The organism is Streptomyces sp. NPDC055962 (genome assembly GCF_042270185.1).
GTDB lineage: Bacteria > Actinomycetota > Actinomycetes > Streptomycetales > Streptomycetaceae > Streptomyces.
This window is the reverse complement of sequence record NZ_JBHJYN010000002.1, coordinates 753928-771383: the sequence shown is the minus strand read 5'-3', so window position 1 is coordinate 771383 and position 17456 is coordinate 753928. Positions and strand designations below refer to the sequence as shown.

Annotated in this window: 21 protein-coding genes and 1 tRNA gene; 16 read left to right on the top strand and 6 right to left on the bottom strand. The window is 70.8% G+C overall.

The window, feature by feature from the left end:
• Nucleotides 1-97 precede the first annotated feature (97 nt).
• Nucleotides 98-829 carry an XRE family transcriptional regulator gene (locus ACFC51_RS08705; RefSeq protein WP_352229886.1) on the bottom strand — a complete coding sequence of 244 codons (732 nt, stop codon included), beginning with the start codon at nucleotides 827-829 and terminating at the stop codon, nucleotides 98-100.
• 156 nt (nucleotides 830-985) lie between these two features.
• On the opposite strand from ACFC51_RS08705, the gene ACFC51_RS08700 reads away from it, so the two are divergent.
• The 12 genes from ACFC51_RS08700 (at nucleotide 986) to ACFC51_RS08645 (ending at nucleotide 8033) form a co-directional block, all read left to right on the top strand.
• Nucleotides 986-1339, top strand: coding sequence for a hypothetical protein (locus ACFC51_RS08700; RefSeq protein ID WP_033299734.1), 354 nt, complete (start codon nucleotides 986-988; stop codon nucleotides 1337-1339).
• Nucleotides 1340-1341: 2 nt separating this feature from the next.
• Nucleotides 1342-2697 carry an FtsK/SpoIIIE domain-containing protein gene (locus ACFC51_RS08695; protein WP_376527679.1) on the top strand — a complete coding sequence of 452 codons (1356 nt, stop codon included), beginning with the start codon at nucleotides 1342-1344 and terminating at the stop codon, nucleotides 2695-2697.
• 85 nt (nucleotides 2698-2782) lie between these two features.
• Entirely contained in the window at nucleotides 2783-2968 is a 186-nt protein-coding gene (locus ACFC51_RS08690; protein WP_376527677.1) for a hypothetical protein, read from the top strand.
• Nucleotides 2968-3651: a DUF2637 domain-containing protein gene (locus ACFC51_RS08685; RefSeq protein WP_376527675.1), complete on the top strand. Its 684-nt coding sequence runs from the start codon at nucleotides 2968-2970 to the stop codon at nucleotides 3649-3651. Before ACFC51_RS08690 ends, ACFC51_RS08685 begins: the two co-directional genes overlap by 1 nt.
• A 21-nt stretch (nucleotides 3652-3672) precedes the next feature.
• Nucleotides 3673-3864 carry a mobile element transfer protein gene (locus ACFC51_RS08680; protein WP_088574294.1) on the top strand — a complete coding sequence of 64 codons (192 nt, stop codon included), beginning with the start codon at nucleotides 3673-3675 and terminating at the stop codon, nucleotides 3862-3864.
• 11 nt (nucleotides 3865-3875) lie between these two features.
• The gene (locus ACFC51_RS08675) at nucleotides 3876-4031 is read left to right on the top strand and encodes a hypothetical protein (protein WP_106972736.1); all 156 of its coding nucleotides are present in this window, start codon (nucleotides 3876-3878) and stop codon (nucleotides 4029-4031) included.
• A 23-nt stretch (nucleotides 4032-4054) separates the two neighbouring features.
• Nucleotides 4055-4375: a SpdD-like protein gene (locus tag ACFC51_RS08670; RefSeq protein ID WP_376527670.1), complete on the top strand. Its 321-nt coding sequence runs from the start codon at nucleotides 4055-4057 to the stop codon at nucleotides 4373-4375.
• A gap of 89 nt (nucleotides 4376-4464) precedes the next feature.
• Nucleotides 4465-5016 (top strand): GGDEF domain-containing protein, encoded by a 552-nt coding sequence (locus ACFC51_RS08665; RefSeq protein ID WP_376527668.1) that lies wholly within the window; start codon nucleotides 4465-4467, stop codon nucleotides 5014-5016.
• A 95-nt stretch (nucleotides 5017-5111) separates the two neighbouring features.
• On the top strand, nucleotides 5112-5309 hold the full coding sequence (locus ACFC51_RS08660; RefSeq protein ID WP_376527665.1) for a hypothetical protein: 198 nt from the start codon (nucleotides 5112-5114) through the stop codon (nucleotides 5307-5309).
• Nucleotides 5306-6688: a replication initiator protein RepSA gene (gene repSA / locus ACFC51_RS08655; protein ID WP_376527663.1), complete on the top strand. Its 1383-nt coding sequence runs from the start codon at nucleotides 5306-5308 to the stop codon at nucleotides 6686-6688. Before ACFC51_RS08660 ends, repSA begins: the two co-directional genes overlap by 4 nt.
• On the top strand, nucleotides 6685-6897 hold the full coding sequence (locus tag ACFC51_RS08650) for an excisionase family DNA-binding protein (RefSeq protein ID WP_307515600.1): 213 nt from the start codon (nucleotides 6685-6687) through the stop codon (nucleotides 6895-6897). Before repSA ends, ACFC51_RS08650 begins: the two co-directional genes overlap by 4 nt.
• Entirely contained in the window at nucleotides 6897-8033 is a 1137-nt protein-coding gene (locus ACFC51_RS08645) for a tyrosine-type recombinase/integrase (RefSeq protein ID WP_376527660.1), read from the top strand. The genes ACFC51_RS08650 and ACFC51_RS08645 overlap by 1 nt, the downstream gene beginning before the upstream one ends.
• 100 nt (nucleotides 8034-8133) lie before the next feature.
• Here the strand turns inward: ACFC51_RS08645 and ACFC51_RS08640 are convergent.
• Nucleotides 8134-8208: transfer RNA gene (locus tag ACFC51_RS08640), tRNA-Val, on the bottom strand.
• A gap of 195 nt (nucleotides 8209-8403) precedes the next feature.
• Between ACFC51_RS08640 and ACFC51_RS08635 the strand changes: the two genes are divergently transcribed.
• The 4 genes from ACFC51_RS08635 to ACFC51_RS08620 all read left to right on the top strand — a co-directional run bounded on the left by ACFC51_RS08635 (nucleotide 8404) and on the right by ACFC51_RS08620 (nucleotide 11782).
• On the top strand, nucleotides 8404-9177 hold the full coding sequence (locus ACFC51_RS08635) for a DUF4097 family beta strand repeat-containing protein (RefSeq protein WP_376368158.1): 774 nt from the start codon (nucleotides 8404-8406) through the stop codon (nucleotides 9175-9177).
• Nucleotides 9178-9247: 70 nt separating this feature from the next.
• Entirely contained in the window at nucleotides 9248-10615 is a 1368-nt protein-coding gene (locus ACFC51_RS08630) for a hypothetical protein (RefSeq protein WP_376527658.1), read from the top strand.
• A 339-nt stretch (nucleotides 10616-10954) separates the two neighbouring features.
• Nucleotides 10955-11542, top strand: a complete 588-nt coding sequence (locus ACFC51_RS08625; RefSeq protein ID WP_376368162.1) for a DUF4383 domain-containing protein — start codon at nucleotides 10955-10957, stop codon at nucleotides 11540-11542.
• Nucleotides 11543-11551: 9 nt separating this feature from the next.
• Nucleotides 11552-11782 carry a zinc ribbon domain-containing protein gene (locus ACFC51_RS08620; RefSeq protein WP_376368164.1) on the top strand — a complete coding sequence of 77 codons (231 nt, stop codon included), beginning with the start codon at nucleotides 11552-11554 and terminating at the stop codon, nucleotides 11780-11782.
• Between the two features lie 55 nt (nucleotides 11783-11837).
• Here the strand turns inward: ACFC51_RS08620 and ACFC51_RS08615 are convergent, their stop codons facing one another.
• From ACFC51_RS08615 to ACFC51_RS08600, 4 genes are all read right to left on the bottom strand, one after another.
• On the bottom strand, nucleotides 11838-12500 hold the full coding sequence (locus ACFC51_RS08615; RefSeq protein WP_376368165.1) for an O-methyltransferase: 663 nt from the start codon (nucleotides 12498-12500) through the stop codon (nucleotides 11838-11840).
• 75 nt (nucleotides 12501-12575) lie between these two features.
• Nucleotides 12576-13466, bottom strand: a complete 891-nt coding sequence (locus ACFC51_RS08610) for an HAD family hydrolase (RefSeq protein ID WP_376368166.1) — start codon at nucleotides 13464-13466, stop codon at nucleotides 12576-12578.
• Entirely contained in the window at nucleotides 13463-16087 is a 2625-nt protein-coding gene (locus ACFC51_RS08605) for a phosphoribosyltransferase (RefSeq protein ID WP_376527656.1), read from the bottom strand. The genes ACFC51_RS08610 and ACFC51_RS08605 overlap by 4 nt, the downstream gene beginning before the upstream one ends.
• Nucleotides 16088-16095: 8 nt before the next feature.
• Nucleotides 16096-17256, bottom strand: a complete 1161-nt coding sequence (locus ACFC51_RS08600; protein WP_376368168.1) for an HpcH/HpaI aldolase/citrate lyase family protein — start codon at nucleotides 17254-17256, stop codon at nucleotides 16096-16098.
• Between the last annotated feature and the right edge of the window lie 200 nt (nucleotides 17257-17456).

Genomic DNA, 17456 nt, shown 5'->3' with positions numbered 1-17456 from the left:
ATCCCTGTCAGCCCCCGTAGTCGCACGTTGCTTGATAGAGCCGTTGCTACAACGGCTCCTGACCCTAGATGAGCCCTTCCGCCTTGCAGGAAGATCCTCAGGCTGCCCGGCCTTGCTCCCATGCGTAGTCGAAGCTGCGCATGTAGTGCCGGAAGGTGCGGGCGCCTGGGATGTAGCGGAAGTGCAGAACTGGGTTCTGTCCCGCCGGCGCCCCCAAGACATGCGGGTTCACCAACACGTCCTCGTCGAAACGGTAGATGGAGTTGTACAGGATCGTGTCGTGAAGCCTGATCTCCACGCCGGGTGTCTGTGCTGCTGGCTCGAGGTATCGGCGAGTTATCCGAGCGCGGGCAGCGAGATCGTCGCCGATGCCCTCCTCCTCTCCCCGCTGGCGGATCATCGGCGAGTCCGGGTCTCCCAGGAGGACGCGGACCTGGGTGCCGGCCTTTGCCTTGTCGGCAAGCTGGTCCGGCAGGTCCGGGTGGCTGTCGAAGAGAAACAGTCCCGCGTAGACCAGGATCTCCACCTGGTCTGAGGCCTGCTCGATCAGCGAGGACCACAGCGACGCTGGGACCGCTCCGCGGTGCGGGTAGTACGTGACCAACTCGGATGTGCTCGCGGTCTCTGCCCGCTTCTCGACTGTCGGCCAGAGGTAGACCTCATCGACGCCCAGGAAACTTGCGGCCTTCCAGCGGTGGCCTCGGTGGGGGGTGCGGTTCGTGGTGATCCACCGCTCGACGCTCTTCGGATCCACGCCGACGTGATCAGCAGTGGACTGGATCGTCTCGCCCTTTGCCGAAATCGCTGCCCGCAGGCGCTCGTTCGCCATGAGGTGTCCTTCCCGTTGGGACGTAGGGACGTTTTGACGGTAACTCAGACGTCCCTAAACGTCCAGACGGACCGTGATACGTCCATGAGCCCTCGCGGTCTCCTGTTCTCACCGGCAAGGGCCGGACAACAGCCGCTAGTTACAGGAGCCAAGACGATGCGACAGATTCCCGTCGACACCACGAACGCGACCGTGATGGTCGCCAAGGCCCCTCAGCCGAAGGTCAAGGACCGCCGTACCGGTGAGATCGCGCTCGACAAGGACGGCGTGACGCTGATGACGGTGGAGGTCATGTTCTCCACGCCGGACGAGGTGGAGATCCTCAAGCTCACCGTTCCCCAGCCGGGCGTCTCTGAGGACCTGGCCATGGGCACCCCCGTCGCGCTGACAGGGCTGGTTGCCTCGGCATGGGAGAACGAGTTCAACGGGCAGAAGCGGCACGGGATCGCCTTCCGCGCGGTCGCGGTCACCTCGCTCGCCGCCGCGTCATCGGCCTCCAAGGCGGCCTGATCATGACCGGCTTCACGGTCGCCCTGGTGCTGGTTGTCGCTACCGCAGTGATTCTGCGGTGGCGGCGCCCCGCCTGGTACTGGCTGGCCTTCGGTGCGGTCCTCGCCGCTGTGCGGGTTCTGGTCCGCTACGTCTCCGTGATGGACGCGTGCGGGCTGACTGTCCCGCCGTCCCGCTGGCGCCTGGCCTTAGCCCGGATGACCAACCGGCCCGTGCCGGAGTCCCGCGCCCCGCGCATCCTGCGAGTCCACCCCACCCGCACCGGCCTGGTGCTCCGCCTCAAGCTCCGACCGGGACAGGATGCCTTCGACGTCTCCGCCGCTACGGACCGGCTGCGCCATTCCTTTGGTATGTACGGCGTGACCTCCCGCGAACTGCGCTCCGGTGTGGTCGAAGTGCGGATGACTGGATACGACGTCCTCAAGCGGGTGCAGATGCCCGCGAAGAGCGACCCGGCACCGATGCGGGTCCCGGTGGCCCTGCGTGAGGACGGTGCCGTCCACTACCGCGACTACCGTGCCGTGCCCCACGGGCTCACCCTCGGCGCCACCGAGTCGGGGAAGTCCGTCTATCAGCGCAACCTGGTGGCCGGCCTCGCACCGATGGACGTCGCGCTGGTCGGGATCGACTGCAAGCAGGGCGTCGAACTCTTCCCACTGGCCCGCCGGTTCTCCGCCCTCGCCGACAACCCCGACACCGCCCTGGAGCTCCTCGACGCGCTCGTCTCGCACATGGAGGACGTCTACCAACTGATCCGGGCCGAACAGCGGATCACGGTGAACGTGCCGGACGCGGAGATCGCCGCTGACATCTGGGACCTGCCCGACCACCTACGCCCGGTCCCGGTCGTGGTCCTGGTGGACGAGGTCGCCGAACTCGCCCTCTTCGCCACGAAGGACGAGGAGAAGCGCCGCGACCGGATCATCACCGCGCTCGTTCGGCTCGCCCAGCTCGGCCGTGCTGCCGGGATCTACCTGGAGATCTGCGGACAGCGCTTCGGCTCCGAACTCGGCAAGGGCATCACCATGCTCCGCGCCCAGCTCACCGGCCGCACCGCACACCGGGTCAACGACGAGTCCTCGGCCAACATGGCCTTCGGCGACATCGCATCGGACGCCGTCCTCGCCGCTATCCAGATTCCCACCGAGACGCCCGGCATCGCCGTCACCGGTGATTCCTCCGGCGGCTGGGCCCGCATCCGCGCCCCGCATACCTCGCTCCGTACGGCCGTGAACATCTGCAACCGGCACGCCGACCGCACCCCGGACCTGCCCGTCCTCGCGGCCTTCCGACCCGTCGTCGGTGCCCTGGCTCCGGCCTCCGAGCCACTCACCAAGGCTGCCCCCGCCACTGCCTGACTTCGTCCCGCACCCCCGGTTGGCGTGACCGCATCGCGCCAGGTCCCTACCCGCTCCATGTCTCAAGGAAGGGAGAGCGACTCCCATGTGTGAGCACATCGAGGACTTTCACCGCACCGTGCTGATGCTCGGCGCCCTGGCCCTGTACGCCGAGATCCCCGGCGCCGACGACGCCTTCATCGACACCACCGGCCCGTCCCTGGCCGTATCGCTCCCGGAGCCCCCGCCGGGCATGTTCCCGCCCGGCTACGACGCCATTGGCGGCGTCTGATGGCCCGGCCCGCGTTCCGCGTGGATGCCGTCCTGGTCCAGGCCGTCATCGCCGGTGCCCTGTCCTTCGCCCACCTCCACGATCTCGCCGCCGCCGCCGGACAAGACGGATGGAAAGCCTGGGCCTACCCCATCTCGGTGGACCTGCTCCTGGTCGCTGCCTGGCGACGCCTACGCAGTGAGGGCCCCTCCCGGCTGGCCTGGTGCTGGTTCCTCATCGCACTGTTCGCCTCGCTCGGCGCCAACGTCGCCACCGCCGGATTCCTCGACCTCGCCCACCCGCCGGCCTGGCTGCGATTCGGCATCGCGGGATGGCCCGCCCTCGCCTTCCTCGGCGGCACCCTCCTCGCCCACTCCCACACCACCGAGGAGCCGGAGCCCGATCCGGCGCCGCCGGCACCCGCAGCCCCGGACCCCGTGACAGCAGTCGAGCGGGAATCGACCCCCGATCCGGCACCGGAGCCCGAGCCCATCGCCGCGGCTGCCAAGGACATCCCGGAACTCGCTCCCGCCCCCGTAGCTCCGGCTGGTCCGCCGGTCCCGGCCGCGCTGGTCGACCACGCCCGCAAGCTCGCCGACGACCACCACGCCCGCACCGGCGCCCGGATCGACACCGACACCCTGCGCGCCCGCCTCGGCCTCCCGCCCGAGCTCGCCGAGACCATCGCGGCCCAACTCGTCTGATCAGAAGGGAGAACCACCGCCATGCCCGCTCGTGACCACTTCCACTCCGTGATGCGGATCGGCCCGGTGCAGATCGGCACCCACCGCGACCGCCACGGCCGTACCAAGCACGCCGCCGTCTGCAGCGCTGATCGCTGCGGCTGGTCCGCCGACTACTCCAGCCAGAGCGCCGCCCAGCTCGCTGCCCGCACCCACCGCTGCACCGCCCGATAGGAGACCGACCTGTGGATGTCCCGCTCTGGCTCGCCCTGATCGTCGTCGGCGCTCTCGGCATCAAGCTCATCCGCCCGCCGCTGTGGCTGGTCGCCGTCCTGCTCCTGGGCGGCTACCTCTTGGCGGACAGCTTCCTCGCCCCCGCCATCGACAGCGTCACCAAGTAACCGTCCTCGAAAGGAGATCCACCATGTTCAAGCCCAAGGTCCCCGCCATGCCCCAGCCCACCGGCATCACAACCCCGCTGGCCGTCGTCGAGCCGACCGCCGTGGTCCAGCACAGCCCGCAGAGCCCCACGCCGCTGGCTGCCCAGCCCCCTACGACTCGGCCGACCGTCCAGCTCACGCCCGGCTCCGTCCTCGCCCTCGTGGGTGGTGGGGCGGCCGTCGTCCTGGTCGTCGGCGCGGTCCTGGTCTCGATGCTCCTCGCGGTCGCCATCACCGGCGCATCCGTCGCCATCTGCGCCCTGGTCATCCGCTCGCTCATCGCCTCCGACAACCAGCACCGCTGACCGGCCTCCGGGCGGTGCCACAAGCCGCCAAGCATCGCCACTGCCCGGACGGCCCACGCACTCCCTTCCAACCGCATCGAAGGAGAACCGTGGACACACAAGCGCTCGCCCTCGCCTTACCGCTCATCGGCTGGGCCTCCCACACCGCACTGCTCACCCACCGGCTCGCCACCGCCCGCCGGGATCCCCTCACCGGCCTGCGCACCCGCGCCGGATGGACCGCCCTCGCCGAGCGCATCATCCGCCGGCACCGGGACGCCATGGTCCTGCTGCTCGACCTCGACGACTTCAAGAACCTCAACGACTCCCACGGCCACGCCGCCGGGGACTTCGCCCTGGCCGTCGCCGCCGAACGCCTCGCCGCCTGGTGCGGCCGCAACGGCATCGCCGGACGCCTCGGCGGAGACGAATTCGTCGCCATCACCCGCCAATCCCCGGACCTCAACAGCCTCCATAGTGCTCTGCGCCAGCGGGTCACGTACGCCGGACACCGGCTCCCGGTCTTCGTGTCCGTCGGCTCCTGCCGCGTGAAGGACCTGCCGGTCCGCAGCCTCTCCGACGCGCTCGCCACCGCCGACAGTGCGATGTACGCGGCCAAAGGAACGTCCGGCCGACGCGGCCCCCGCACGCTCAACCACTGATCTCGACCGGCCTCCGGACGGCGCACAAGCCGCCAAGCATCGCCGCCGCCCGGACGGTCCGGCCCCTTCCAACCGCAATCGAAAGGACCACCATCATGGCCCAGCACACCCCTGCCCCGACGCGGATCTGCCCGGACTGCGACGGCTTCCCCGCCGTCGCCATCGACACCGGCACCCTCCTCGACGACGGCACCCGAGCCACCCTCACCGTCACCTGCCGCCGCTGCCACGGCACCGGCACCACCCGCACCACCGCGGCTCCGGCTCCGGTCGTCCAGCGGGAGCACGCGTGACGGACACGATCCTCACGGGTCTGGACCCGGCCACCCTCGGCGACCTGCTGCGGGTGGCCGGGTCCACCAGCTTCGACCGCTGGCAGGACCAGATCCGCCGCACCGGCGGCTGCTCCAACCCCATCCACCTCTCCGGCTGGACCCTCACCAAAGACAAGACCACCGGCCAGACCCTGCACCACTACTCCACCGAAACCGAGCCCGGCGGACGACTCCGCGTCGCCTGCGGCAACCGCCGCGCCTCCCGCTGCCCGGCCTGCGCCTGGACCTACTCCGCCGACACCTACCACCTGATCCGCGCCGGACTCGCGGGCGACCAGGACAAGGACGTCCCCGCCACCGTCCGTGACCACCCCCGCGTCTTCGCCACTCTCACCGCCCCGTCCTTCGGCCCGGTCCACAACCGCCCCGACACCGGCCGCTGCCGCTGCGGCACCACACACCGCCCCGACGACGAAGCCCTCGGCACGCCGCTCGACCCGGACTCCTACGACTATGCGGGCGCGGTCCTGTTCAACAACCACGCCGGGAATCTGTGGCAGCGGTTCACCAACCGGCTCCGCCGGGAGATCGCCGCGCGCGCCGGCCTCACCCAACGCGAACTCAAGGAAGCCGCGCGGGTGTCGTACGGAAAGGTCGCTGAGTTCCAGAAGCGCGGGGCCGTCCACTTCCACGCCGTCATACGCCTCGACGGCCCAGAGGGAGCCGACAGCCCGCCACCCTCCTGGGCCTCCGTGCAGCTGCTCGACGACTCCATCCGCGCCGCCGTCGCGCACGCCTACACGACCATCACCGTCCCGGCCGCCGCCGGCCAACCCACCCGCGAACTTCGCTGGGGCACCCAGCTCGATATCCGACCCATCCGCGCCTTCGACGCCGGGACTGACATCACCGAACAGGCCGTCGCCTCTTACGTCGCCAAGTACGCCACCAAAGCCGCTGAGACCACCGGCACCATCGACCGCCGCGTCGGCAACCGCGAGACCCTGGTCCTCCTCGACGTCCCCGACCACCCGCGCCGCCTCATCGAAGCCTGCTTCGACCTCGACCCGCTCTACCCCGACCGGCGGCTACGGGCTTGGGCTCACATGCTCGGCTTCCGCGGCCACTTCTCCTCCAAGTCCCGCCGCTACTCCACCACCCTCGGCGCGCTCCGCCAGGTCCGAGCCGATTACCGCGCCGCCCAGCAGCGCGAAGAACTCGGCCTGCCCGACCCGGACCAGGACCCGACCGTCCTCGTCCTCACCGACTGGCAGTACGCCGGACAAGGCCACAGCCCAGGCGAATCGATCCTCGCCGCCCCAATCGCCAGAGACCTCCAACACAACCGAGAAACCGCACGCGAAGCCCTCGCCCTGGAAGGAGACATCGCCGCATGACTGACCGACTGCTCACGGTGGAGGAGTCCGCGCAACTCCTCGGTACAACCGCTCGCTTTCCTCGACGCCTGATCGCCGAACGGCGGATCGTGTTCGTGAAGGTGGGGCGCCATGTCCGCATCCCTGAGAGCGCGTTGGCTGACTTCATCTCGGCCAACACCGTCCAGCCCATCGTCACAAGCCGGCGGCGGTTTGGGGCGGTGGCCTGATGGCGAACCAGAGGGGCAAGCGACGCCGGTTCGGTTCGGTCCGCAAGCTGCCGTCCGCCCGCTTTCAGGCCCGGTATCCCAGCCCGGATGGTCTGATGCGCTCAGCGCCGGAGACCTTCCCTACTCAGACCGATGCTGATCGGTGGCTCGTCCGCAAGGAAGCAGAGATCCTCGATGGCAGGTGGAAGAACCCGGACGACAAGGTCCTCTTCGGGGTCTACGCCGACGCCTGGTTCAAGGAGCGCGACTACGCAGCGACCACCCGCGAACGCAACGGCAGCGCCCTACGTCTTCACGTCCTACCTACCTTCGCGAACGTGGTCCTGAGCGAGATCACCACACCGCAGATCCGCCGCTGGCGCGCCGGCCTCCTGGAGTCCGGTGTCGGTGAGGCGACAGTCGCCAAGGCGTATCAGATCCTCCGCGCCATCATGAACACTGCGGTCGACGACGAGGTGATCCAGCGAAACCCCTGCCGAATCAAGGGCGCTGGGGCGGCCAAGACAGCCGAGCGGCCGTTCCTCGATGTCACTGAGGTCTTCCAGCTCGCCGACGCAGTGCCGGCGCGCTTCCGGGTGTTCATCCTCCTGGCGGCCTTCACCGGCCTCCGCTTCGGGGAGCTCGCTGCGCTCCAGCGCCATGACGTCGACCTCGATCGGCGGACCGTCGCCGTACGGCGTGCCCTGGCCGAGACTCGAACGGACGGCATCCTGGTCAAGGCGCCCAAGAGTGCGGCCGGTGTGCGCACCGTCGCCTTCCCCGCCTCGCTGACGGAGAGCCTGTCTGCTCACCTCACCGCCTACGCCGAGCCGGGTCGCACCGGGCTGCTCTTCACGGGAGCGAGAGGCGGGCAGCTTCGCCGGAACAACTTCCGCCGTCTGTGGCTGCGGGCGCTGGAGACGACCGGTCTGGGAGACGTCCACTTCCACGATCTGCGCCATACCGGGAATACCCTCGCCGCGACCGGCGGTGCGACCACGCGTGAGCTGATGCAGCGGATGGGCCACTCGTCGGTGCGTGCCGCGCTGATCTATCAGCACCTGGTGAACGGTCGTGACCAGGCGATCGCCGCTCACGTCGACGACCAGATCAGAAGGGTCCGGCCGGCGGAGTCCGACGGGGCATGTGGCACGTAAGTGGCACGACGCCTCTCCCCCGCCCCCGCGGCTGAGAAACGAACAAGGCCCAGGCTCCCGGTTCTGCACCGGTGACCTGGGCCTTCGTCGTGCTACCTACTGGTGGGCGCGGACGGTTTCGAACCGCCGACATCTGCTTTGTAAGAGCAGCGCTCTACCCCTGAGCTACGCACCCGTGGATGAGGCAACAGGTTACATGGCTCATGGCCCCCGGAGGCAATTCGGTTCTCCAGGGGTCCGACCCGGACGCCGCGGGCAGGGTAGGGGGGATATCCCCACCCCGGAGACGGTAGCCGTCCGGATCGTCCCGGGGGTGGGTGCGTACATACGGTGGTGCCACATCGGCAGCACTCTCAGGGGGACTCACATCATGACCATCCGCACACGACGCACCAAGACCCTCGTGGCCACCGCCGGGACCGTGCTCCTCGTGGCCGCGCTCAGTGGCTGTGGCAGTGCGGATGCGGAGGACGCTCCCGCCGAGCACAAGTCGTTCGCCTTCGATGGGAAGGCACTCACCATCGACGCCGAGAACTCGACCGTGGATCTGGTGCCTGCCGACGTGGAGCAGATCGAGGTGACCCGTCGGGTCGACGGGTGGGTCGTGCTGGGCAGCGGGCCGGACCCGGTGTGGAAGCTCGAAGGGGACACGCTGCGGCTCCGGGTGAAGTGCCACGCGGTGATCAGCAACTGCGAGGCGCGTCATGAGGTGAAGGTGCCCCGCGGGCTGGCGCTGACCGTCGACGGGGACAACGGGAAGATCTCCGCGGCCGGCTTCACCGCTCCGCTCAAGATCTCCGCCGCCAACGGGGGTGTCGACGTGCGTGACGTGTCCGGGCCGCTGGAGCTGAGTGCCGACAACGGGACCATCGAGGCCCAGCGGGTCTCGGGGAGGTCCGTGATCGCCCGCTCGGACAACGGGTCGGTCCAGCTCGGGTTCGCCCAGGTCCCGGATCTGGTGGACACCGTCAGTGACAACGGGAGCATCTCCATCGGCCTGCCCTCCGGGAAGACCGCCTACGCGGTGTCCGCGCACGCCGACAACGGTGACGTCTCCGTCGACGTGCCCCGCAGCGAGAGCAGCGGCCATGTGGTGAAGGCGCGCAGCGACAACGGGGAAGTCACCGTCCGAAGTGCGAACTAACCGGCCCGTGCGTTCGTCCTCACTGGTGGGAGAATGAACCCGGCAGGGCGAATCGGCACGGGAGAGGGATGTGACGGCGACACACACGCGGCCGCAGGCGAAAGCGAGTGTTGGTTCCACCGTCAGGGACGTCCTGGTGCTGATGCTGCTGCCGGTCCCGCTGGTCGTCTCGGCGCTGCCGGGTGCCTTTGCGGGCGGGGGCACCCGCCGCTGGTTCGGGGGCCGCGGGGAGAATCAGCGGGCCGACGCCCAGGCTGCCAAGGACGCGGCGGCCGAGGCCTTCTACGAGCTGGACACCGCTCAGCGCGATCTGCAGATCTCGATCGAGACGATCACCGCCGTGGACAGTTCGCCGCGTGCCCGCAAGGTGGCCGACGACTTCGCGGCGCTGGGCCGGCGGATCGACGAGGTCAGCCACACCTACATCACCGCGGTCGACGCCCACGACCTCGACCGTGACGACCTGGAGCCCTCGGTTGCGGCGGGTGCGCGGACCCAGCTGACCCGGGCCAAGGACGAGCTCGTCCAGGTGAAGGGAGAGCTCGACCGGTTCGCCCAGGGGCTGGGATCACTCCTCAGCAGCGCGGAGACCCAGCTCGCGCGGCTCGCCCCCGCCGTGGAGCGGGCCCGTCAGGCGCTGCTGGCCGCCAGTAACGCCCTCGACGCGGTGCGCGCCTCCGGGCTCCGGGCAGATGATCTCGCGGCCCGCCTCGCGGCTCTCGCCCCCGAGCTGACCAAGCTCAACCAGGGCGCGGGGCGGCACGGCGTGGCCGAGACGCTGCAGCGCGCGGATCAGGTGCTGCGCGACGCCGAGGCGGTGCGGGCGGAGGCGGACCGGCTTCCCGAGCGGGCCGCCGAGATCGACCGCCGGCTGGTGTCGCTGCGCACCCGGGCCCAGGCGCTGACGACGCGCGCGGGGCAGGTCGAGCCGGTGCTCAGCGAGCTCCGGCGTCGGTTCTCCGCTGCCTGCTGGCAGGATCTGCAGCCGGTTCCCGAGCAGGCGGCGGTGAATGTCCGGCAGGCGGAGGCGAAGCTGGCGGAGGCCGCCGGGGCGCGGTCCGAGCAGCGCTGGGCCGACGCGACCTCGCTGCTGAGCACGGTCCGGGCGCTGCTCAACACGACCGATGAGGCGGTGTCCGCCGCAGGGGACCGGCTGCGACAGCTCGACGCCGTGGCGAAGAATCCGCAGGCGGAGATCGACCGCACACGGTTCGCGATCCGGGACGCCCAGCGCCTCGCCATGGCCGGGCGCAACACGCCGGATCCGCGTCATGCCCGCCCTCTGGACGATGCCGTGGCGCGGCTGGACCGGGCGATCACCGCTCTCGACGGGCGCCATCCCGACTACTGGCACTTCCTCACCGAGACCGAGGCGGTCCGGCAGACCGCGAACCGCGTGGTCTCCGCGATCCGCGAGGAGCTGGGCGGCGGTGCCTGAGCGCGCCCGCCAGGCACGGGCGACAGGCATGCGCTCACGCCAGGCACAGGCGCCGGGCACGGGCGACAGGCACGGGCGCCGGGCGTGAGCGACAGGCACGGGCGCCAGCCGTAAGCGCCGAGCACAGGCGTGAGCGCCAGGCACGGGCGCCCAGGCGCGCCCGCCAGGCTTAAGCGCGCCAGGCAAGGAGCCCAGGCCCAGGCGCCAGGCATCAGCGCCAGCACCCGGAGCCGTCCGGAAAGGGCCGATTTGTCGCCGGGCGCCGGTGGGCCGATCCTGGGAGTACGCAGCGGCTTCCGCTGACGCGTCCCTGGCCGCCCGCGGCCGAAGGAGGCCGTCATGGCCACACACGTCCTGCATCCCACCGGCCGGCGCCGCAAGCCCGCCCGCCGGAAGACCACTCCCCTCGACGAGCACCTGCCCGTCGACCACCGCCTCAGCAGGGTCTACCGGGTGGGAGCCGGGCTGATGGGGCTCCTGCTCCTCGCGTTCGGCATCCTCGGGCTCATCGACCGTATCGGCTTCTTCGACACCGGCGGCGACACGGTCGCGGGCCTCAACACCAACGGCGCGCTGAGCATCCTCTCCATCTGTGTCGGGCTGCTGCTCTTCGTCGGCATGGTCGTCGGAGGCAACTTCGCCTCGACCCTGAACATGGTCCTGGGCATCGCCTTCATCCTCAGCGGCTTCGTGAACCTGGCCCTGCTGGACACCGGCATGAACTTCCTGGCCTTCCAGATGCAGAACGTGCTGTTCAGCTTCATCGCCGGGCTGTTGCTCATGATGTTCGGCATGTACGGGCGGGTCAGCGGCGGTCTTCCCCACGACAATCCGTACTGGCGGGCCCGCCATCCCGAACAGGTCGCGAGGGAGGAGCGCCGGGCACACGCGCCCATGCCCGAGGTCACGAGGGCGAAGAGGCTCTAATCTGGGGCCATGCCTCGTTACGAGTACCGCTGCCGCCCCTGCGGCGAGACGTTCGAGCTCAGCCGCCCCATGGCCGAGTCCTCCGATCCCGCCTCCTGTCCCTCCGGGCACGAGGACACCGTGAAGCTGCTGTCCACCGTCGCCGTGGGCGGTTCGGGCTCGTCCGCCGCCTCCGCTCCCGCCCCGTCACCGGCCGGGGGCGGAGGCGGCGGCTGCTGCGGTGGCGGGTGCTGCGGCTGACGGCTGCGGGCAGTGACGGGGCGCCGGCCGGGCTCCGCGCCCGGCCGGCGCCCCGTCACTGCTTCCGGCGCGAGAGCGTGAGGCCGTCCGCCACGGTCAGCAGCACACTGTCCATCCGGGAGTCGGCCGCCACATGGTCGTTGAACCCCCTGATGTCGGCCGCGCCCCCGGTGGCCAGCGGGTCCGTGACGCCCCCGTGGAAGAGGACGTTGTCGGTGACGACGAGCCCGCCGGGGCGCATCCGCGGGACGAGTTCCTCCCAGTAGGCGATGTAGCTGCCCTTGTCGGCGTCCAGGTAGGCCATGTCGATGTGCGGCTCGGCCGGCATCGCGCGCAGGGTGTCCAGCGCCGGGGCGATACGCAGGTCGATCCGGTCGGCGACGCCCGCCTTCTTCCATGCCTCCCTGCCGTACGCCGTCCACTCCTCGGAGATGTCGCAGGCGATCAGCAGCCCGTCCGCGGGCAGCGCCTGGGCCATCGACAGGGCCGAGAAGCCGGTGAAGGTGCCGACCTCCACGATGTGCCGGGCCCCGGTCAGCCGCACGAGGAAGGCGAGCAGCGGCCCCTGCTCCTGCGCGGACTGCATACCGGCGACGCTGGGGAGTTCGGCGTAGGTGGTCTCGACGAGCTCCCGCTGCACGGCGTCCAGCGGCGGGTTGTGCGCCAGCGCGTACGCGTAGAGCTCATCGGTGATCTTGGTCGTGTTGCCCTTGGTCATACAGATCCCCTGGTCATACAGATCCTCTTCGGTCGCTTCGGCCCGTACAGCTTGCCGAAGATGGCCCGCCGGATCTCAGCGACCCGCCCGCCGGGAGTCCGCTGCGCGCAGGAAGCGGCGCAGGATCTCCTCGCCCGCGGCGCCGCCCCGCTCCCTGAGCACCTCGGTGTTGGGCGCCCCCCAGCCGCAGTCCGCCAGCTCGCCGTGGCCCGGGCGCCACGCCCTGTCGGCGGCGAGCAGCAGATCGGCGTCGAGGAGCGAGTCACCGGCGGCGAGGGTGAGCGTGGCACCGCAGCGGCGGGCCACCTCGCGCATGGCCGCGCTCTTGGTGAGCGGCTTGGGTACGGCGTAGATCTTCCGGCCCTGGAGGGAGACGGTCCACCCCCGGGGGTCGGCCCAGGCGGACAACTCCTTCACCCAGCCCTCGGGAAGGGCGGCCCGGTCGACGACGAGATAGGCGAAGAGGTCCTCGGCGACCCGTTCCTTGAGCAGCCAGGAGGGGTCGCCGACGGCCCGGAGGTGGGCGCGGACCTCGGCGAGGGTGGCGCATTCGTCGGCGATCCGGCCGGCCACCTGTGCCTGCCACTCCGGGTCGGAGACACCGTCGACCAGGATGTGTCCGCCGTTCGCGCAGATGGCGTACCGGGGGGCCGGGCCGGGCAGGTGGATGCGGCCGTACTGCTCCCGGGTCCGGGTCGTGGTCGGGACGAACACCGTCGTCCGGGCCAGTTCGTCGAGGTGTGCGGCGGCGGTCTCCGTCATGTAGCAGAGGGGCGCCCCGCCGTAGACCTCCACACAGAGCAGGCGCGGGGCCCGCTCGTCGGGCATGGCCAGCTGGAGGGACGCCGCCGAGTAGATGAGGGTGCGGTCGAGGTCGCTGGCGACCAGCGTCACCGGCCCGGCCGGCGCATGCGTGGCCTCGTGCCTGTCAGGGCCGTCCTGGGGCGTGTTCACGGTCTCGCTCACTTCGCCGTCACCGCCGTGCCGTCCGCGCCGGTGGCGCCCCGGGTGTACTTGGGGTGGATCAGTCCGACGCAGGTGTACGGGAGGTCTCCGACCTCCTCGACCGGCACGCCGCGCTGCTCGGCGAGCAGCCGTACGTGGTCGAGGTCGGCGCCCGCGCCCCGCTTGGCCAGGATCTTCCAGGGAACGCGGCGCAGCAGCACCCGGGTCGTCTCGCCGACCCCGGGCTTGACCAGGTTCACGTCGTGGATGCCGTACTCCTCGCTGATGCGCTCGACGGCGGCCCAGCCCTCCCAGGTGGGGGCGCGGTCGGCGGCGAGCAGTTCCTTCGCCTCGGCGTCCACGGCGTGGGCCACCTCGTCGAAACGGGCGGCGACGGTGTCGAGGAACAGGCCGGAGACGTCGGTACCGGCCAGTTCGCGGTAGAACTTCGCGCCGTGGAAGTCGTGCGGGCCGACCAGGTCGGAGCGCAGGACCGTACGGGAGATCAGCCCGGAGACCGTGGAGTTGAGGCAGGCGGACGGGATGAGGAAGTCCTCCCGGGTCCCGTAGGTCCGTACGCAGCCGCCCGGGTCGGCCAGTACGGCGATCTCCGGGTCGAAGCCCTCGAAGTCCTCCAGCGCGGCGGCGAGTTCGCGGGTGATGGCGCCCTTCCCCGTCCAGCCGTCGACGAAGACGACGTCCGCCGGGTCGTGGTGGGCGGCCAGCCAGCGCAGGGCGTTGGCGTCGATGCCGCGGCCCCGGACGATGGAGACCGCGTAGTGCGGCAGGTCGATGCCATGCCGGTGCTGGGCCCATCGGCGCATGAGGACCCCGACCGGGGTGCCTGCCCGCGCGAGGGAGACCAGGACGGGGCGGGGGCCCCGTTCGGCGAGGACGGTCTCGGTGACGGTGCCCACGGCGCGGGCGATCCGCGCCGCCGAGGTGTCCAGGGCGGCCTTGAACAGCTCCTGGTACTGCGGGCTGGGCTGGTATTCGACGGGCAGCGATTCGGCGTAGTGCGCGCCGCCGCTCTGGATGGCTTCCTCGCGCTCCTCGGTGGGAGCCTCCAGGGCGGTCTCCGAGAGGTCCTGGAGCAGCCAGCCGACGTCGTCCGCCGCGTAGGAGGAGAAGGCGGGGCCCCGGAGGGGTTCGGGCAGCATGGCGGCTTCCTGCCTGTCGGAGGCCTCGGCGGAGGCCAGGCCGGTGGTCGTCTCCGTCGACGGGGCGTACGGCGGGACGTACGAGGGGACGTACGAGGGCACGTACGACGGGACGACCGCGAGCAGCACCCGACCCGCGTGTCCGGCGAGGCGGTCCAGCAGTCCGTCGGGGGCGTGCAGCGCCGGGGTGTCCGCGGCGGAGTCGACGACGGCGACGACGGCGTCGAAACCCGCGCCCGCGACGTTGTAGGCGTACCGGTCGCCCGGTCCGTCGGCGGGGTCGTCGTGTGCGGGGAAGACGAGTCGGCTGCGTATCGCGTAGCCGGGGTCGTCGACGGCGAGCACGGGCGAGCGGGTGGTGGTGGAGTAGCGCACGTCGGCCGTGGTGGCGTCCTCCAGGGCGGTGGCGAGCCGCAGAGGCGCGTACATCAGCTCCTCGAAGCCCAGGACGAGCACCCGGCGGGCGTCGCCCAAGGCGTCGGCGACACGGCCGGCCATCGCCGGGAGGGCGGCTTCGAGAGCGGCGCGGTGGACGGGGGTGAAGCCGTGACGGCCGCCGTCGGGGACTCCGGCCGGCCAGTCGAGGGCCACCCGGACGGGGACGGGCCGGGGCACGCCGGACCCGGTCCTCGCGTCGCCCCCGTCCACCACCTCGGCCCCGGCTACCACCTCGGCACCATCGGCCACCTCGGCACCGCCCACCACCTCGGCACCGGGGGCCGCGTCGTGGGCCTCCACCAGGCTCCGGCCCTTCTCCAGGACCCCCTCCGGCAGGCGCACGGTGCCGCGCGCGCGGGCGACCAGGTCGACGCGCGCGCCGATCTCCTCGGCGAATTCCGCGAGCCGCCCCTGGTCGGCCTCGGACCGCATGTCCACCAGCGCGACGATGACGTAGCGGTCACGGGGGTAGCGCGCGTGGAGGGCGCGGACGGTGTTGAGGACGGTGTTGCCGGTGGAGAACTCGTCGTCGACCAGGACCAGCGGTGATCCCTCCGTGCCTGCGGCCAGCAGGTCCGGGTCCTCGGGGAGCAGCAGGTGGGAGGTGGCGTGCGAGTGTGCCTCCTCGAAGCCGCCCGCCTGGGCGACGCCGTCCACCGGACGACGGGTCGAGTGGAGGTACGGGGCCACTCCGAGCCCGTCCGCGACGGCGTGGCCGAGGCCCGTCGCCGTCTCCGCGTACCCGAGGACGACGGCGCGGCGGGCCTCCGCCTCGCCCAGCAGGTCGCGCACCCGTTCGCCGAGTTCGTAGCCCACACCGTGGACGACGGACGGCCGCTGCGGCACGTGCTTGCCCAGGACGTTCGACACGAGCAGATGGGCGCGCTTCGGGTTGCGGCGCAGGGCGAGGCCCAGCAGCTCCCGGAGTTCCCCGTCGCCCACGAGCTCGACCCCGAGCCGCTCCGCGACCCAGTCACCCGACCACTCCACGTCCACTGCCTCTTCTTCCCGTATGTGCCGGTGTTCCCGCCCGTGCCCGCCCATGCCCGCGCTCAGCCCGCCACGCCGGCGGCCAGGAGCTCCACGAAGCCGATGTCCTCGCGAGCCACGCCGAAGACCTCCGCCCGTTGCAGGGTCCGCTCCGCCCAGGCGCGGTGCGGCTTCACTTCGTTCATCTTGTTCGTGTAAGCGGAGCGCAGCACCCCGCCGCCGCCCCGCTCGGGGCGCAGGATGTCCTGCGCGTCGCTGTACTCCTCGTGGCTGACGACCGACAGCGCGTGCACGGGCAGGACGTGCGACGGGTGGATGCAGGTCTTGCCGAGCAGCCCGTTGGCCCGGTCGAGTTCGATCTCGCGCAGCAGCCCGTCCAGGTCGTGCTCGATCAGGGCGGTGCGCAGCTCCTCGGCCTGCCCCATGAAGGGGCTGCGGCGCAGCTGGGGCTTGAACATCCGCTCCTGCAGACGGAAGTACTCCCACACGGGGCCGGTGATGGTGAAGCCGGTGCCGTCGGCGCGGCCGAGCACGTTGACGACGTCACCGATGACGGCGCCGACGATCTGGACGTCGTACGCCGTCATGTCGGGGGCCCTGCGCAGGCCGTAGGCGGAGCAGAAGTCCGTGACGCCGAGCCGCAGCGCCAGGATCCGCTCCCGGTACTTGTCGACGGTGCGGGCGATTCCCCGGAGGGTGTCGCTCCGGCTCTCCAGGTGCAGCAGCTCGGGTGATTCCAGGACGGGCATCGCGAACAGGCGGTGCCCGCTGTCGGCCTCGGCCGCGGTGAGGGCCTCCAGGAAGAGCTCGCCCCGCTCCTCCGTGAATTTCGGTAGTACGAATCCGGACAACAATCGGACGGAGGTTCCGAGCCGCCGCACGAGGTCGGAGATCTGCTCCGGTTCGCGCACCCTGATGAAGAGCAGCGGAACGTCGGCGGCCCGCTCCTCGAGGTCGGCGAACTGCTGGACCAGGTTGGCCTCGGCTCCGACCACTTCGGCGTCGTCGATGGAATCCTCCAGGCAGAGCACCATGGAGACGACTCCCTGGCCCGCCTGCTTGATCACGTCGTCGGCCAGCCGGGGCCGGGTCGCGGGGCTGTAGAGCGTGGCGCCCAGAGCCGCGGACAGCATGCGGGAGGAGGAACCCGTGTCGAATTCGCACGGCTCCCTGAAGAACAGACTCTCCCGGACAGCGGGCGAGATGTGCCCGAAATGACGCATGTGATTCCCCCGTACTGCCATAGAGACCGGACAAACGTATGGCCGGTAATAGTACGTTCGGACGGGTGTCGCCGGTTCCCCGGCCATATGAACTTCGGGTGTCCCTGGTGTATCCCCCACCCCGTGCGGCGCGCCTGCGTGCCCCTCGGGAACAGCGCCTGGCCTACTGGTTCGTACCCCCGCGTTGTCCGGACGCCCAC

What these genes read in the sequence shown, in the direction of transcription:
- ACFC51_RS08605 (WP_376527656.1), bottom strand. Translation starts at nt 16,087, where the DNA reads ATGGGCGGGCACGGGCGGGAACACCGGCACATACGGGAAGAAGAGGCA.
- ACFC51_RS08635 (WP_376368158.1), top strand. Translation starts at nt 8,404, where the DNA reads ATGACCATCCGCACACGACGCACCAAGACCCTCGTGGCCACCGCCGGG.
- ACFC51_RS08625 (WP_376368162.1), top strand. Translation starts at nt 10,955, where the DNA reads ATGGCCACACACGTCCTGCATCCCACCGGCCGGCGCCGCAAGCCCGCC.
- ACFC51_RS08650 (WP_307515600.1), top strand. Translation starts at nt 6,685, where the DNA reads ATGACTGACCGACTGCTCACGGTGGAGGAGTCCGCGCAACTCCTCGGT.
- ACFC51_RS08695 (WP_376527679.1), top strand. Translation starts at nt 1,342, where the DNA reads ATGACCGGCTTCACGGTCGCCCTGGTGCTGGTTGTCGCTACCGCAGTG.
- ACFC51_RS08670 (WP_376527670.1), top strand. Translation starts at nt 4,055, where the DNA reads ATGTTCAAGCCCAAGGTCCCCGCCATGCCCCAGCCCACCGGCATCACA.
- ACFC51_RS08700 (WP_033299734.1), top strand. Translation starts at nt 986, where the DNA reads ATGCGACAGATTCCCGTCGACACCACGAACGCGACCGTGATGGTCGCC.
- ACFC51_RS08680 (WP_088574294.1), top strand. Translation starts at nt 3,673, where the DNA reads ATGCCCGCTCGTGACCACTTCCACTCCGTGATGCGGATCGGCCCGGTG.
- ACFC51_RS08615 (WP_376368165.1), bottom strand. Translation starts at nt 12,500, where the DNA reads ATGACCAAGGGCAACACGACCAAGATCACCGATGAGCTCTACGCGTAC.
- ACFC51_RS08645 (WP_376527660.1), top strand. Translation starts at nt 6,897, where the DNA reads ATGGCGAACCAGAGGGGCAAGCGACGCCGGTTCGGTTCGGTCCGCAAG.
- ACFC51_RS08660 (WP_376527665.1), top strand. Translation starts at nt 5,112, where the DNA reads ATGGCCCAGCACACCCCTGCCCCGACGCGGATCTGCCCGGACTGCGAC.
- ACFC51_RS08685 (WP_376527675.1), top strand. Translation starts at nt 2,968, where the DNA reads ATGGCCCGGCCCGCGTTCCGCGTGGATGCCGTCCTGGTCCAGGCCGTC.
- ACFC51_RS08620 (WP_376368164.1), top strand. Translation starts at nt 11,552, where the DNA reads ATGCCTCGTTACGAGTACCGCTGCCGCCCCTGCGGCGAGACGTTCGAG.
- ACFC51_RS08600 (WP_376368168.1), bottom strand. Translation starts at nt 17,256, where the DNA reads ATGCGTCATTTCGGGCACATCTCGCCCGCTGTCCGGGAGAGTCTGTTC.
- ACFC51_RS08705 (WP_352229886.1), bottom strand. Translation starts at nt 829, where the DNA reads ATGGCGAACGAGCGCCTGCGGGCAGCGATTTCGGCAAAGGGCGAGACG.
- ACFC51_RS08690 (WP_376527677.1), top strand. Translation starts at nt 2,783, where the DNA reads ATGTGTGAGCACATCGAGGACTTTCACCGCACCGTGCTGATGCTCGGC.